At 73.5% G+C, this 15,701-nt stretch carries 10 protein-coding genes; 3 read left to right on the top strand and 7 right to left on the bottom strand.

Features of this window, described 5'->3' with window-relative positions:
- Positions 1 to 297: 297 nt before the first annotated feature.
- Positions 298 to 2,856, top strand: coding sequence for a SpoIIE family protein phosphatase (locus BMW99_RS08315; protein WP_075016557.1), 2,559 nt, complete (start codon positions 298 to 300; stop codon positions 2,854 to 2,856).
- 43 nt (positions 2,857 to 2,899) lie between these two features.
- Here BMW99_RS08315 and BMW99_RS08310 read toward each other — a convergent pair whose 3' ends face one another.
- From BMW99_RS08310 to BMW99_RS08285, 6 genes are all read right to left on the bottom strand, one after another.
- Positions 2,900 to 3,616, bottom strand: coding sequence for a PspA/IM30 family protein (locus BMW99_RS08310; protein WP_069466626.1), 717 nt, complete (start codon positions 3,614 to 3,616; stop codon positions 2,900 to 2,902).
- Between the two features lie 61 nt (positions 3,617 to 3,677).
- Complete coding sequence (locus BMW99_RS08305; protein ID WP_075016513.1) at positions 3,678 to 5,798, bottom strand: TPM domain-containing protein; 2,121 nt, start codon at positions 5,796 to 5,798, stop codon at positions 3,678 to 3,680.
- 106 nt (positions 5,799 to 5,904) lie between these two features.
- Entirely contained in the window at positions 5,905 to 6,675 is a 771-nt protein-coding gene (locus tag BMW99_RS08300; protein ID WP_069463235.1) for a succinate dehydrogenase/fumarate reductase iron-sulfur subunit, read from the bottom strand.
- On the bottom strand, positions 6,672 to 8,756 hold the full coding sequence (locus tag BMW99_RS08295; protein ID WP_069463236.1) for a fumarate reductase/succinate dehydrogenase flavoprotein subunit: 2,085 nt from the start codon (positions 8,754 to 8,756) through the stop codon (positions 6,672 to 6,674). The genes BMW99_RS08300 and BMW99_RS08295 overlap by 4 nt, the downstream gene beginning before the upstream one ends.
- A 1-nt stretch (position 8,757) precedes the next feature.
- The gene (locus tag BMW99_RS08290) at positions 8,758 to 9,588 is read right to left on the bottom strand and encodes a hypothetical protein (protein WP_069463237.1); all 831 of its coding nucleotides are present in this window, start codon (positions 9,586 to 9,588) and stop codon (positions 8,758 to 8,760) included.
- A gap of 132 nt (positions 9,589 to 9,720) precedes the next feature.
- Positions 9,721 to 10,008, bottom strand: coding sequence for a hypothetical protein (locus BMW99_RS08285; RefSeq protein WP_069463238.1), 288 nt, complete (start codon positions 10,006 to 10,008; stop codon positions 9,721 to 9,723).
- Positions 10,009 to 10,345: 337 nt separating this feature from the next.
- Here BMW99_RS08285 and BMW99_RS08280 point away from each other — a divergent pair, with 337 nt between their 5' ends.
- On the top strand, positions 10,346 to 12,130 hold the full coding sequence (locus BMW99_RS08280) for an ABC transporter family substrate-binding protein (protein WP_069463239.1): 1,785 nt from the start codon (positions 10,346 to 10,348) through the stop codon (positions 12,128 to 12,130).
- A gap of 337 nt (positions 12,131 to 12,467) precedes the next feature.
- Here BMW99_RS08280 and BMW99_RS42640 read toward each other — a convergent pair whose 3' ends face one another.
- Entirely contained in the window at positions 12,468 to 13,631 is a 1,164-nt protein-coding gene (locus tag BMW99_RS42640; RefSeq protein ID WP_075016512.1) for a hypothetical protein, read from the bottom strand.
- Between the two features lie 201 nt (positions 13,632 to 13,832).
- Between BMW99_RS42640 and typA the strand changes: the two genes are divergently transcribed.
- A complete protein-coding gene (typA, locus tag BMW99_RS08270; protein WP_069463943.1) occupies positions 13,833 to 15,701 on the top strand; it encodes a translational GTPase TypA in 1,869 nt (622 codons plus the stop codon).

The following is a 15,701-nucleotide window of genomic DNA, read 5'->3' as shown; positions in this document are numbered from 1 at the left end:
GACGTATGGTTCGACGGCACTGTGCCGGGTATGCCGACAGGGCGGAAGTGAAAGGTGCGGAGGGCTGACGTGCGAGTTCCCGGAGTGGGCGGCCGTGGGACGAGGCCGTCCGTGCGGGGACCGGGCGACGCGCCCGACCACATGGCCACCGTGGTGTTCCGGGGTCCGCCCCCGCGTCCCGGGAGCCGAGATGATGCTGTGATCGACAAGACCGTGTGCTGGACGGTCCGCATGCTGAATACTCGGCTCCAACCGGTCCATGTGTGCTGAGCTGGAGGGGTCGGGCGAGTGAGCGACATGCCAGCAGGGGCGGTTCCCCCCGGAGACGACGCGGACCCGGCGGCACGCGCCGGGGTCTGGCAGTCGAGCCCGCCCGGCTCGATGTACGACTACATACGCGTCGCGTCGTTCTCGCTCGACCGGGCCGGCCGCATCGACCACTGGAGCAAGCGCGCCGAGGAGTTCTTCGGCGTCAGCGCGGCGGAGGCCCTGGGCCGGGACCCGATCAGCGCCTTCGCCCCGCCCGACGTCCAGGTGCGCGCCCACGAGCGGCTCGCCCAGATCCTCGACGGCCGCGAGTGGAACGGCGTGGTGCCCTACAAGGACGCCGCCGGCGGCAGCGGCCTGGCCGAGGTGTACGTGATGCCGGCCGACGACGGCGCGTTGTGCATCGCGCTGGACGTGGCCACGCTGCGGCAGATCGAGACCGATGTCGCCGCCTCGCAGGCGGTCTTCGGGCAGTCCCCGATGGGCTTCGTGCTGTTCGACACCCGCCTGCAGCTGATCCGCGTCAACGACCGTTTCGCGGAGGTGTTCGGGCGTCCCGCCGAGGAGCACCGCGGCCGCGGCCCGCACGACTTCCTGTCCCGCGTCGAGGCCGACCGGCTGAACGCCGCGCTGCGCCAAGTGCTGGAGACCGGCGAGCCCGTGCTGGACATGCCGCTGGTCGGCACCGTGCCCGGCGACCCGGCCCGCCGCCGGTGGTCGATGTCCCTGTACCGGCTGCACAGCGGCGGCAACGCCGGGCGGCCGATCGGCGTGGCCGGCCTGGCCATGGACGTCACCGGGCGCCAGCGCGCGGAACGCGAGGCCGCGCACGCCCGGCGCAACCTGGCGCTGCTCAACGAGGCCGGCTCGCGCATCGGCACCTCGCTCGACCTGGAGACCACCGCCCGCGAACTGCTCGACGTCGCCGTCCCGCACTTCTGCGACCTGGCGTCCGTCGACCTGTACCAGGTGCTGCTGTCCGGTGCGGAGGACCTGACCGGCACCAGTGACGGCAGCGGCGAGGTGCGCCGCGTCGCGTTCGCCAGCGCGGTGTCCGACGCCCCCGTGGTGATGGCCGGCGACGACGACGAGAACTCGGGCGACGGCCCGGTCTCGGTCGGCGCCGTGCACCGCTACCGGTTCGGCTCGGCCAGCGCTCGCGCGCTGCGCACCGCCCAGCCGCAGGTCCTCGACGGCGAGGGCGCCAACGACCTGGGCGGCACCCTGGTGCAGTCCACGCTCGTCGTGCCGATGGTGGCCCGCGACACCGTGCTGGGCCTCGTGCAGTTCTCCCGCGCCAAGGGCAGCGAGCCGTTCACCGAACGCGACCGCATGCTCGCCGAGGAACTCGCCGCGCGGGCCGCGATCTTCCTGGACAACGCGCGGCTGTACCGCAGGGAGCACGAGCGCGCGCTGATCCTCCAGCGCAGCCTGCTGCCGCCGGACGACCCGGAGGCGGCCGGCCTCGACATCGCGTGCCGGTACCTGCCCGGCAGCATGGAGACCGAGGTCGGCGGCGACTGGTTCGACGTCATCGAACTGCCCGGCCACCGCACCGCGCTGGTCGTCGGCGACGTGATGGGCCGCGGGCTGCGGGCCGCCGTCGCCATGGGCGAACTGCGCACCGCGGTCCGCACCCTGGCCATGCTCGACCTCGAACCCGCCGAAGTGCTGGCCGCGTTGGACGAGGTCGTGGGCGGCCTCGGCGCGCCCCGGCAGGGCAGGACCCGACGCGCCAAGAACCCCGGGGACGCCGACCTGGCCGAGGTGTACCTCGCCACGTGCATCTACGTCGTCTACGACGCGGTCACCCGGCGCTGCACCATCGCCAACGCCGGCCACATGCCGCCGGTCGTGGTGGAGCCGGGGGAGAGCCCGATGCTGCTCGAACTGCCGCGCGGCGTACCGCTGGGCGTCGGCGGCGAGCCGTTCGAGGAGATCGAGGTCCAGCTCACCGACGGGGCGCTGCTCGCGCTCTACACCGACGGCCTGGTGGAGTCCCGCAGCCACTCGCTGGACGAGGGCCTGGACGCCTTCCGCGCGTCGCTGGCGGGACCGCCGCGGCCGCTGGAGGACGTCTGCGACCACGTGCTGGCGACCCTCGACACCGCGCACGGCGAGGACGACATCGCGCTGCTGATGGCCCGTATCCGCGGCCTGTCCGCCGACAGCGTCGGCGACTGGACGCTGGAACCGCAGGCCACCTCGGTCGCGCGGGCCCGCGAGCTGGCCCGCGAGCAGCTCGTCGCCTGGGGCCTGGACGACCTGGTCGACACCACCGAACTCCTGGTCAGCGAGCTGGTCACCAACGCGCTGCGGCACGGCTACGGGGACATCAGGCTGCGCCTGCTGCTGGACCGCACGCTGGTGTGCGAGGTGTGGGACAACGCGCTGATGCAGCCGCGGCGCCGCCGCGCCCGGGACACCGACGAGGGCGGCCGCGGCCTGCAACTGGTCGCCATGCTCAGCCAGAGCTGGGGCAGCCGGCGCACCCACCGCGGCAAGACCGTCTGGTTCGAACTGGCCCTGCGCGGACCCGGATCCGACTCCGCCGGCCCCTCCGTCGAGGACCTGCTCAGCATGTACTGACCTGGTCGCCGGCCTGTTCGTGAGCGGCCCGACCGGGGGGGGGTCATGCCGGGCTGGTGGCCTTCAGGCGGGCGAGGCGGGCGTCGATCTCGGCGGCGTCGCCGAGGGCGTCGAGGGACTCGAACTGCCCGTCCAGGGACGACGCGGCCAGCTCCTCCTTGCCCTTGGCGCGGGCCTCCTCACGGCGGACCTTGTCCTCGAAGCGGCCCAACTCGCTGGTCGGGTCGAGGACGTCGATGCTCTTGACCGCGTCCAGCATGGTGTTCTGGGCCTCCGCGGACCGCGAACGGGCCACCAGCTCGTCGCGCTTGGCCTGGAGCTGCGCCAGCTTGGCCTTCATCTGGTCCAGGCCGGTCTTCAGCTTGTCGACCATCTCGTTCTGCGAGGCGATGATCGGCTCCGCGGCCCTGGCCTCCTTCTCCGACTGGAGCTGGCGGCCCAGCGCGATCCTGGCGAGGTTGTCGAACCGGTCGGCCTCCGCGTTGCCGGCCCCGCGCAGCTCGTCCGCCTTGCGGCTGGCGGCGGCGGCCTTGCCGCCCCACTCGGCCGCGGCGGCCACGTCCTCGGCGTGGTCCTGCTCCAGCAGCCGCAGGTTGCCGATGGTGCCGGCCACCGCGTTCTCGGCCTCGCCGATGTTGCTGGTGTAGTCCCTGATCAGCTGGTCGATCATCTTCTGCGGGTCCTCGGCCTGGTCCAGGAGCGCGTTGACGTTCGCCCTGGCGAGCTGTGCCACCCGGCCGAGGATGGTCTGCTTGGTCATCGCTTCTCCCTGCTCCTGGTGTGTGCCCGAAACGCCGCCTGGGACGTCCGGAAGCCGCCGTCTAGAACCTGCCACCGCCGCCCATCCGGCCGCGGGTCTGGCCGCCGCCGAAGCTGCCCGGCCCGCCGCCGAACCCTCCGAACCCGCCTCCCCCGCCACCGAAGCCGCCGCCGCCACCGCCGAGCACGCCGCCCAGCAGGATGCCGCCGAGCACCGCGCCGCCCATGCCGCCGAGGCCGGCGGTGCGCCGGCCGCCGCCGAAGCCCCCGTACCCGCCGAGGTCCCCGAAGCCGCTGACGTCCTGCCGGGCGTACTCCTGCGACTCGCGGGCCAGCCGGTCCGCCGCCTGCGCGTGCTCCAGTGCCGCCGCCGGGTCGGTGACGGCGGACGAACCGGCCAGGTGCAGGCGGCGTTCGGCCTCGGCGAGCCGGGTGCGGGCCTGGCTGCCGATCGCCCCGCGGTGGGTGGTGACGACGTCGCGGGCCGCGGCGACCTCGCTGCGGGCGCCGAGCAGCGCCTGGTCCAGCAGCGCGCGGGCCCGCTGCCCGGTGTCCTCCCGCTCCCGGGCCCCGGCCAGGGACTCGTCCAGGGCCGCGTCGGCCTCCTCGACCCGGCGCAGCGCGGCGATGGGGTCGTACCGTCCGGCCGTCAGCTCCTGCTGCACGTCGGCCACGACCTGCTCGGCGCGGGCGATCCTGCCCTGCAGGTCGGCGGCCGTGCCGGGGGCGGAGCCGCCGAGCAGCCCGCGGGCCTCGGCCAGGTCCGCGTCGGTCTCGGCGAGCGCGTCGCGCAGCTGGGTGTCCGCGGCGTGCAGCTCCTGCTCCCTGCGGGTCACCGAGTCGGCGAGCATGGCGGCCTGGTCGAGCGCGCCCTCGGCGGCCCGGACGAACACCGCGGCGCGGCCGTGGTCGGTGCCGACGGCGCCGCGCGCCTCGTCCAGGCTGGTCCTGGCGAACTCCAGCCGGTCCCTGGCCTCCGTGGGGTGCCCGGCGACGGGCTCCAGCGCGGAGTCGGCGTAGCGCTGCGCCAGCGGCGCGAGAGCCGCCTCGGCGGCGGCGATCCGGGCGGGCAGCGCGGCCAGCGTCCGCTCGGCCTGCTCCAGCACCTGGGGGGCGTTGGCCTCCATGGCCCGCAGCCGGTCGAACGCCTCGGACTCCGCGTCCAGCCGGCGGTTGGCCTGGGTGCAGCGGGACAGGATCTCGTCCAGCATCTGCCGGCGGGTGTCGTCGTCCTCGGGGAACGCGTCGTCGAGCTTCTGCCGGAGCCGGAACGCGGCGGTCAGCTCGCCCCTGGCGTAGTCGACGGCCTCGCCGAACGGCTTGGCGGCGTCGTCGCCGAACTGCGCGGCGGCGAACCCCACGTCCTCCTGGCTGGTGCGCACCGCGTCGTCGGTGGCCACCAGCAACTGGCGTGCCTGGGCGTCGAGTTCGGGGAGCGGGGTGAGGGGTGTGGGCTGCTTGGCGGCCCGGCCGGCCGAGGGGGCCCGCCAGGCCGGTGCGGGACGGCCGCCGGACGGCCCGCCGGCCGGGGCGCGGCGCCTGCGGAGTGCCCACAGGCCCAGGAACGCGGCGGCGGCCACCGCGGCCACCGGGATCCACAGCGCGGCGGCACCGTTGCCGGCGCCGCTGTCCGGGCCGCCGCCGGGGTCGGCGGCGCCGGGGGAGATGGCCGGCGGGGTCACCGGCCGGCCGGTGAGCACCGCGTCGTAGCCGTCGGAGGCGCCGATCGCGGCGCCCGCCCAGTCGTTCTCGCGCAGCGCCGGTTCGATCGCCCGGTCGCTGACCTCGTTGAGCTGGGCCTGCGTCAGACCCGAGTCCTGGTCGGCGGAGACCGCGTACTGCCGGTCGTGGGTGGCCACCGCGAGCAGCAGGTCCTTGCGGCCCAGGCCGTTCTTGACGGCGGTGGCGTTCGCCCAGTCCTGCGGGGTGCGCCCGGAGAACGTGCTGACGTAGGCCACGAACAGCTGGAGGCGCTGCGTGGAGTACAGCCGCTGGAGGGCGGCCCGCACCTCCGGCGCGCGGTCGCCGAGCGCGCCGACGCGGTCGGTGACCTGGCCCGTCCGGGCGAGCGGGACGGGCGAGTCGCCCGGGCGGCCGGCCGCCCGGGCGGGTGCCGCGGTGCTCAGGGCCAGGGCTGCGCAGGCCGCGAGCACGGCGGGGAAAGCCTGACGTCTCGTCCGCACCGCGCCGCCTCCCGCTGCCGCGCCACGCCCCTCCGGGTGGCTCCTTTTCGGAGGCTATGTGCGGTTCGCCCGTGGCGCGACTCCGGAGTCCGGGGCCCGCCCCCGGCTACTGCCCCCGGCGGCGGATCTTGGACCCCAGCCAGACGAGCGGGTCGTACTTGCGGTCCACCGCCCTCTCCTTCAGCGGGATGAGGGCGTTGTCGGTGATGTGGATGCCCTCCGGGCACACCTCCGTGCAGCACTTGGTGATGTTGCAGTAGCCCAGGCCGTGCTCGTCCTGAGCCGAGGCCGCGCGGTCCAGCCCGGCCTCCGCGGCCGCGTCCAGCGGATGCATGTCCAGCTCGGCCACGCGCATCAGGAACCGCGGCCCGGAGAACGCGGGCTTGTTCTCGTCGTGGTCGCGCACCACGTGGCAGGTGTTCTGGCAGAGGAAGCACTCGATGCACTTGCGGAACTCCTGCGAGCGCTCCACGTCCTGCTGCGCCATCCGGTACTCCCCGGCGGCCACCCCCTGGGGCGGGACGAACGCCGGCACCTCGCGGGCCTTGGTGTAGTTGAACGACACGTCGGTGACCAGGTCCCTGATCACCGGGAAGGTGCGCATCGGAGTGACGGTCACGGTCTCCTCGCGGCTGAACACCGACATCCGCGTCATGCACATCAGCCGGGGCCGGCCGTTGACCTCGGCACTGCACGAGCCGCACTTGCCGGCCTTGCAGTTCCAGCGCACCGCCAGGTCCGCGGCCTGGGTGGCCTGCAGCCGGTGGATGATGTCCAGCACCACCTCGCCGTCGTTCACCTCCACCTGGTAGTCCGCCAGTCCGCCGCCGTCCGCGTCGCCGCGCCACACCTTGAAGTGCGCTGTGTAACTGCTCACGCGTCGAGCTCCTCGTCCGTCAGGTATTTCAGCAGCTCGTCCCGTTCGAACAGGTCGAGCAGGTCGGGGCGGATCGGGTCCATCGGGCGGCGCCGGAGCGAGACCGAGGCCGCCGTGCCGGTGGAGACAGGACCAGACGCACCGGACATACCGGCCGCACCGTCGGGGCCTGCCGCGTCTTCGGCACGCGCCGTGCCCGGTCCGGCTGCCGCGTCCCCGGCGGCTGTCGGGGCTGTCGCGGCGGCCGTGCCGTGCCCGGCTTCGTCCTTCCCGGCCAGCTCGCACACCAGGTTGACCTTGCGCCAGGTGCGGTCCATGCCCGGGTGGTCGTCGCGGGTGTGGCCGCCGCGGCTCTCGGTGCGCTCCAGCGCCGCGAGCGCCACGCACTCGCTGACCAGCAGCATGTTCCGCAGGTCGAGGGCCAGGTGCCAGCCCGGGTTGAACTGCCGGTGGCCCTCCACGAGGGCCCGCCGGGAGCGCACGCGCAGCTCCGCCAGGTGCTGGAGCGCCCGCTCCATCTCCGGGCCGCGGCGGATGATGCCGACCAGGTCGTTCATCACCTGCTGCAGTTCCTGGTGCAGGGTGTAGGGGTTCTCCACGGCGGCGCCGGATCCGCCGTCCCCGGCGTCCGGGCCCCCGTCCCCGGCCTCCGCGCCGAACGGCCGCAGCGCCTCCGCGGCCGCCTCGTCGATCTGCTCCTCGCCGGCCGCGGGCCGTTCCGGTGCGGGCAGTCCGGCTGCGTACTCGGCGGCGAACAGGCCCGCGCGGCGCCCGAAGACGAGCAGGTCGGACAGCGAGTTGCCGCCGAGCCGGTTGGAGCCGTGCATGCCGCCGGCCACCTCGCCGGCCGCGAACAGCCCGGGGACGCCGCGGGCGGCCGCGGTGTCCGGCTCCACGTCGACCCCGCCCATCATGTAGTGGCAGGTCGGGCCGACCTCCATGGGCTCAGCGGTGATGTCGACGTCGGCCAGCTCCTTGAACTGGTGGTGCATCGACGGCAGCCGGCGCTTGATCTCCTCCGGCGACAACCGGGTCGACACGTCGAGGAACACCCCGCCGTGCGGGGAGCCGCGTCCGGCCTTCACCTCGCTGTTGATCGCGCGCGCCACCTCGTCACGGGGCAGCAGCTCGGGCGGACGGCGGTGGGTCTCCGGGTCGGCGTACCAGCCGTCGGCCTCCTCCTCGCTCTGCGCGTACTTCTCCTTGAAGACGTCCGGGACGTAGCCGAACATGAACCGCTTGCCCTCGCTGTTGCGCAGCACCCCTCCGTCGCCGCGCACCGACTCGGTGACGAGGATGCCCTTCACCGACGGGGGCCAGACCATGCCGGTCGGGTGGAACTGGATGAACTCCATGTTGATCAGCGGCGCCCCGGCCAGCAGCGCCAGCGCGTGCCCGTCGCCGGTGTACTCCCAGGAGTTGGAGGTCACCTTGAACGACTTGCCGATGCCGCCGGTGGCCAGCACGACCGCGGGCGCGTCGATCACGAACAGCCGGCCGGACTCGCGGACGTAGCCGAAGACGCCGGCCACCCGGTCGCCGTCCTTGAGGACGCGGGTGACCGTGCACTCCTGGAAGACCTTCAGCCGGCCCTCGTAGTCGCCGGTCTCGGCGTGGTCCTCCTGCTGCAGCGAGACGATCTTCTGCTGGAGGGTGCGGATCAGCTCCAGGCCGGTGCGGTCGCCGACGTGCGCCAGCCGCGGGTACTCGTGGCCGCCGAAGTTGCGCTGCGAGATCCGGCCGTCCTTGGTGCGGTCGAACAGCGCGCCCCAGGTCTCCAGCTCCCACACCCGGTCCGGCGCCTCCTTGGCGTGCAGTTCGGCCATCCGCCAGTGGTTGAGGAACTTGCCGCCGCGCATGGTGTCGCGGAAGTGCACCTGCCAGTTGTCGTGTCCGTTGGCGTTGCCCATGCTGGCCGCGATGCCGCCCTCGGCCATCACGGTGTGCGCCTTGCCGAACAGCGACTTGCAGATCACCGCCGTCCGCATGCCGCGTTCCCGCGCCTCGATGGCGGCCCGCAGCCCCGCCCCGCCCGCGCCGACCACGACGACGTCGTACGCGTGCCGTTCCACATTCGTCATCTCAGAAGAACCTCGGATCGTCGAAGGCGCCGCTGGACACCAGGTACACGTAGAAGTCCGCGACACCCACGCTGATCAGCGAGGACCAGGCGAGCAGCATGTGGCGGGCGGTCAGCGTGCCGACCCAGCCCCACAGCCGGTAGCGCACCGGGTGCCTGGAGAAGTGCCGGAGCTTCCCGCCGATGACGTGCCGGCAGGAGTGGCAGGACACGGTGTACGCCCAGATCAGCGCGATGTTCGCGAGCAGCACCAGGGTGCCCAGGCCCATGTGGCCCCAGTTGCCGTGCTCGTCGCGGAAGCCCAGCACGGCGTCGTAGGTGAGGATGCCGGCCACGACCAGTGCCAGGTAGAAGAAGTAGCGGTGCGAGTTCTGCAGGATCAGCGGGAAGCGGGTCTCGCCGGTGTACTTCGCGTGCGGCTCGGCCACCGCACAGGCCGGCGGGGACGACCAGATCCCCCGGTAGTAGGCCTTGCGGTAGTAGTAGCAGGTCAGCCGGAAGCCGAGCGGGAAGACCAGCACCAGCAGCGCGGGGGACAGGCCCCACCACGAGCCGAACAGGGGCCAGTCGGCGCCGCCCTTCATGTCCTGGCAGTTCGAGGCCAGGCACGGCGAGTAGAAGGGCGAGACGTAGGGGGCGGCGTAGTAGTGGCTGTTCGCGAACGCCCGCCAGGTCGCGTAGGTGACGAACAGTGCCAGTCCGACGGCGGTGACCAGCGGCGGCACCCACCACCGGTCGGTCCGCAGGTGCGGGGCCGTGATCGCGGCGCGTCCGGGCGAGCGGACACCGCGAGGTTCCGAGACTGGTGGTGTGGGTGTGGTTCCGGTGGCCAAAGGGTGACTCCGAACGGACGGGGATGGGAGCACGTCGGCACCGCACGTGGTCGGACGCGCGGTGCTCGTCGGTGCACGGGGGCGGGGCGAGCGCGGCGGGACCCGGATCCGGGTGATCCGGCCGGCCGGGGATCAGGGCGCGTGCCGGTGCGGCGAGCCCAGCCCCTCGTCCTCGGCGTCCACCCAGAGCATGCGGTCGTACGGGTCGTCGGACACGGTGACCATCTCGACGGTGCGGGCGCCCGCGGCGGCCGGCGCGGAGTCGCGCAGCAGCGCGAGGCTCTCCCGCAGGTGGCCGGCGTCGGCGCGGACCCGGCGCATGTCGAGGGTGTCGCCGGCGTGCTCGTCCAGGCGCGCGACGCAGCGCATCAGGTCGTCAAGTCGTCGCTGGACCGAAGTCAGGTCGTCGTGCAGGGACATGGAACTGCCCTCACCATCTGCCGCCGTGCGGTGGGTGACGCTTCGCTGTCGCGGAAGGAGTGTTGCGCGTCACACCGCACCGTGTGAAGACGCGTGCACGGATTCCCACCGGACGTGGTAGCAGGGCCGGGTCATCGTCCGCCGGACGGGTGGTCCCGGCCGCACATCCGGCCGACTTCCGGCGGGTCGTCGCCGGGTGGCGGCGGTGGTGGGGTGCCATGAGCGCGGTGTATTGACCGACAAAAGGCATGTCTGACCAGATTCTGACCAGATGAGGATGTCCCGGCCGGCGCGCGTAGCCCTCTACGAGCCGCCGGGCCCGCGGAGGTGTCCCCCCATGAACCGCAGGACGTACCCGACCGCTCCCACCCCCCGGCGCCGGGCCGTGCGCATCGCCCTCTCGCTCACCGCGGGGGGCGCGCTCACGCTCACCGCGGCCTGCACGTCGTCGGGCACCCACGCGGCCGGCACCGCGGGCACCGACGTGGCGACCGTCGCCCGCGCCGGGGTGCGCGACGGCGGCACCATGCGCTGGGCCGTCGACGCGATGCCGCGCACCCTCAACGCCTACCAGTCCGACGCGGACGGCGGCACCGCCGTGATCGCCGCGGCCACGCTGCCGCAGGTGTTCCGGCTGGACGGGCACGGCACCCCGCAGCTCGACCGCGACTTCGTCACCGGTGCGACGGTCTCGGCCACCGACCCGCGGCAGGTCGTCACCTACGACCTGAACCCCAAGGCGAAGTGGAGCGACGGCAAAGCGGTCAGCGCCGCCGACTTCACCTCCCAGTGGAAGGCCCTGGGCGGCAAGAACGCCGCGTACTGGACGGCCCGCAACGCGGGCTACGACCGGATCGCCGGCATCGCCCAGGGTTCCGACGTCCACCAGGTCAAGGTCACCTTCGCCACCCCCTACGCCGACTGGCGGTCGCTGTTCAGCCCGCTGTACCCGGCCTCGGTGACCGGCAGCGCCGACGCGTTCAACGACTCCGCCCGCACCAGGCTGCCGGCGGTCGCCGGACCCTTCCAGGTCAAGGCCATGGACGCCAAGGCAGGCACCGTCACCCTGGCCCGCAACCCCTCCTGGTGGGGCGACCGGGCCAAGCTCGACGCGCTGGTCCTCACCGCCGTGCCGCGCGCCCAGCGGGCCGCGCAGCTGTCCGCCGGAAAGCTCGACGTCGCCGAGATCGACCCGGGCGCGCTCGGCTCGGTGACCAGGATCCACGGGGTCGGGGTGCGCAAGGCGCCCGACGCGGCGTACGCGCAGCTGGCCATCAACGGCTCGTCCGGCGCGCTCACCGACGAGCGGGTGCGGCACGCGGTGGCCCGGGCCATCGACCGCAAGGAGATCGCCACCGCGGTGCTCAAGCCGCTGGGGCTGCCCGCGGATCCGCTCGGCAACCACCTGGTGCTGCCCTCCCAGGAGGGTTACGCCGACCACAGCTCGGCGCTGGGCAAGACCGACCTCCAGCAGGCGCAGGCGCTGCTGGCCGACGCCGGCTGGCAGCGGTCGGCCGCCAAGACCGGCGAGAAGCAGGCCGGACCGGGGCGGACCGCGGCCTCCGGCACGCTCACCGTGGTCGAGCCCACCCGGGCGGTCGCCAGGAACGGCAAGCAGCTGAGCCTGCGGATGGTGCTGCCCTCCGACTCGCCGATGCTCGACGACGTCGGCGGGCGGATCGCCCGCATGCTGTCGGTGATCGGGGTCCGCACGGAGATCAACAAGGTCGCCGACGCGGGCTACTTCCAGGACCACATCGCCGCCGGCGACTTCGATCTCGCGCTGTACTCGTGGCCGGGCAGCGCCTACCCCGCCACGGACGACACGCCGATCTTCGCCAAGCCGGTGCCGGCGCCCGACGGCTCCCTGTCGGTGGCCCAGAACTACAGCCGGGTCGGCACCGACCAGATCGACCAGCTGCTCAGCCGGGCCGGCTCGGAACTGGACGCCTCGCAGGCCCGCTCCCTGACGGCCGAGGCCGACGCCCGCATCTGGGCCGCCGCCGGCTCCATCCCCCTCTACCAGCGCCCCGAGGTGGTGGCACTGCGCGCCTCCGTCGCCAACGCCGGCGCGTTCGGCTTCCAGACCCCCGCCTACCAGAACATCGGCTTCCGCAAGTAGCCCTCCGGGCCGCGGTTCGCCCCCCCCGTGCGGGATTCGCCCCGTGCGGGCGGGGGGGCGACCATCCGGCCCGCGCCCCCTTGGGGGCGCTACTTGTGGGCGGACGGCAACCATCAGGGGCGCGGGGAACCGCGCGACAAGCCACAGCCGCGCCGCACTCCGCCCACCGCCCCGAAGGGGCGGATCGGTCCGATCCGGACCACCGGCCGGTTGCTCGCGCTGGGGCACCTCCCGGCCGAAGGCGGGGGGGCCTCGTGCCCCTTCGGGGCACGTCCCGCCCGACCGGGCGCGTTCCCGGCGAACGGTCGGGCCGTTCCTCGCGCGCCCTTGGGGGCGCTCAGCGGGGGGAGAGGGCGGTGGCGCGGGCGAGGGCCTTGCCGGCCGGGGCACTGTCGCCGGTCCAGGTGAGGGCGGCGGCCAGGGTGCGCAGGGCGTGGGCGCGGGCGAGCGCGTCGGGCGCCATCGCGGCGGCGAACCGCGCCAGCCGGGCCGCGCGCACGGGGTCGTCGCGCAGCAGCATCGCCTCGATCGCACCGAGATCGGTGTAGCGCACCACCGCCGGGCGCGTGGCCCGCAGCCCGGCGAGCGTCGCGGTGAACCCGGGCAGGATCTGCTCGCGGGTCCAGACGCCGGCCGCCGCCCCGTCGGCCAGCGCCCGCGCGTAGAGCGACAGCGCGACCGTCCGCACCTGTTCCAGGCCGCTCTCCTGGTACATCGTGTGCGCGAGGTCCGCGGCCTCCGCGTGCCGGCCCTCGGCCGACGCCACCGCGGCCCTCGCCCAGAGGTGCCGCGGGCTGTCCGGCCGCACGGCCGCGTCCAGAGCCGCCCGGGCGGCCCGCACCCGGCCCGCGCTCAGCGCCGCGGCCACGTCCGCCAGCGCCGGCTCGTGCACCAGCTCGGTCAGCGCCTCCGGGCGGAACGGCATGCGCAGCAGCAGCCAGGCGCGGGAGCCGGGCGTGAGCGGGTTGGCGAAGGACGCCAGCGCGGTCATCGCCACGACGCCCCAGCCCAGGGCCGCCACGGGCGGGCTCCCGACCGCGGCGAGCACCCCGCCCGCCGCGAGCTCGCCGACGACGGCGACGGCCGTCCAGCACCACAGGCGCCGCCGCAGTCCCGGCCGGTCCACGATGACCAGGCAGGCGACGAACGGGATCAGCGGCAGCCAGCGGACACTCACGAGCCGGCCGCGGACGAGCGCCGAGCCCGCCCACCGCCCGCCGCCGAACGCCGCCCACACCACGGCGAGCCCCGCCGGGCGGGCCACGGCGGCGAACAACGCGTTGCCCACGCCCAGCGCCAGGAGGAAGCCGACGAGGAACAGTGCGAAGGTGCCGCCGCCGGCCACCACCGGCAGCCGGTGCGAGGCCGAGAGGAGGCCGAAGACGACCCCCACGACCACGGCGACCAGGCGCGCGGGGGAGCGGCGGGGGGCGGGCGCGCCCTGCTGCGGGGCGGGCGGGAGGGCGAGCTGCTGCTCACCGGAACTCTGTGGCATGGACACGAGGGGCGATCCTTGCACCCGGAACCCCCGTCCCACCAGCGGAATCATCCCTTCCGCCGGAGGCCGGGACCCCGGTCGGGCGGCCCCGCGCCGCGCGGCCCCGTACCATGGGGTGAGGCCGCGGCGTGACCTTGCCCGGCGGACGGGTGCGCCTCACTGACGGCGCGCCGTCATCCTCGAATCCGGGAGAAGCGCCGCAGCATGTCCACGCGCCACGATATCCGTAACGTCGCCATCGTCGCCCACGTCGACCACGGCAAGACGACCCTCGTCGACGCCATGCTCAAGCAGGCGGGCGCCTTCGCCGCGCACCAGCATCTGGACGACCGGATGATGGACTCCAACGACCTGGAGCGCGAGAAGGGCATCACCATTCTCGCCAAGAACACCGCCGTGAAGTACCACCCGAAGGACGGCGGCGACCCGATCACCATCAACATCATCGACACCCCCGGCCACGCCGACTTCGGTGGCGAGGTCGAGCGCGGGCTGTCCATGGTGGACGCGGTCGTGCTGCTGGTGGACGCCTCCGAGGGCCCGCTGCCGCAGACCCGGTTCGTGCTGCGCAAGGCGCTGTCCGCCCGGCTGCCGGTGATCCTGTGCATCAACAAGACGGACCGCCCGGACTCCCGGATCGACGAGGTCGTCAACGAGACGTACGACCTGTTCCTGGACCTGGACGCCGACGAGGACCAGATCGAGTTCCCGATCGTCTACGCCTGCGCCCGTGACGGCATCGCCTCGCTGACCAAGCCGGAGAACGGCACCGTGCCGGCCGACTCCACCAGCCTGGAGCCGTTCTTCTCCACGCTGCTCGCGCACGTCCCGGCCCCGACGTTCGACGAGGCCGCGCCGCTGCAGGCGCACGTCACCAACCTCGACGCCGACAACTTCCTCGGCCGTATCGCGCTGCTGCGCGTCGAGCAGGGCTACCTGAAGAAGGGCCAGACCGTCGCGTGGATCAAGCGTGACGGCAGCATGGCCAACGTCCGCATCACCGAGCTGATGATGACCGAGGCGCTGACCCGCAAGCCCGCCGAGAGCGCCGGCCCCGGCGACATCTGCGCGGTCGCGGGCATCCCCGACATCATGATCGGCGAGACGCTCGCCGACCCGGAGAACCCGATCGCGCTGCCGCTGATCACGGTGGACGAGCCGGCGATCTCCATGACGATCGGCACCAACACCTCGCCGCTGGTCGGCAAGGGCGGCAAGGGCCACAAGGTCACCGCCCGCCAGGTCAAGGACCGCCTCGACCGGGAGCTGATCGGCAACGTCTCGCTGCGCGTGCTGCCGACCGAGCGCCCGGACGCGTGGGAGGTCCAGGGCCGCGGCGAGCTGGCGCTGGCCATCCTGGTGGAGACCATGCGCCGGGAGGGCTTCGAGCTCACCGTCGGCAAGCCCGAGGTGGTCACCAAGGACGTCAACGGCAAGGTGCACGAGCCGATCGAGCGGATGACCATCGACTCGCCGGAGGAGCACCTCGGTGCCATCACCCAGCTGATGGCCGCCCGCAAGGGCCGCATGGAGACCATGACCAACCACGGCTCCGGCTGGATCCGCATGGAGTGGATCGTGCCCTCGCGCGGCCTGATCGGGTTCCGCACCGAGTTCCTCACCCAGACCCGCGGCACCGGCATCGCGCACTCGATCTTCGAGGGCCACGAGCCCTGGTTCGGCGAGCTGCGCACCCGCAACAACGGATCGCTCGTGGCCGACCGGTCCGGTGTGGTCACGCCGTTCGCGATGATCAACCTCCAGGAGCGCGGCGTCATCTTCGTCGAGCCGACCACCGAGGTGTACGAGGGCATGATCATCGGTGAGAACTCGCGCACCGACGACATGGACGTGAACATCACCAAGGAGAAGAAGCTCACCAACATGCGCGCCGCGTCCGCGGACAACACCGAGAACGTGGTGCCGCCGCGCAAGCTGTCGCTGGAGCAGTCCCTGGAGTTCTGCCGCGACGACGAGTGCATCGAGGTGACGCCGGAGACGGTGCGCATCCGCAAGGTCGTCCTCGACCAGAAGGAGCGCGGCCGCGCCGCCTCCCGCGCCAAGCACGCGTAG

Source organism: Actinacidiphila rubida (assembly GCF_900110255.1).
GTDB classification, from domain to species: Bacteria; Actinomycetota; Actinomycetes; order Streptomycetales; family Streptomycetaceae; genus Actinacidiphila; species Actinacidiphila rubida.
Note: the sequence above shows the minus strand (reverse complement) of the source record. Positions and strands in the feature narration are given on the sequence as shown.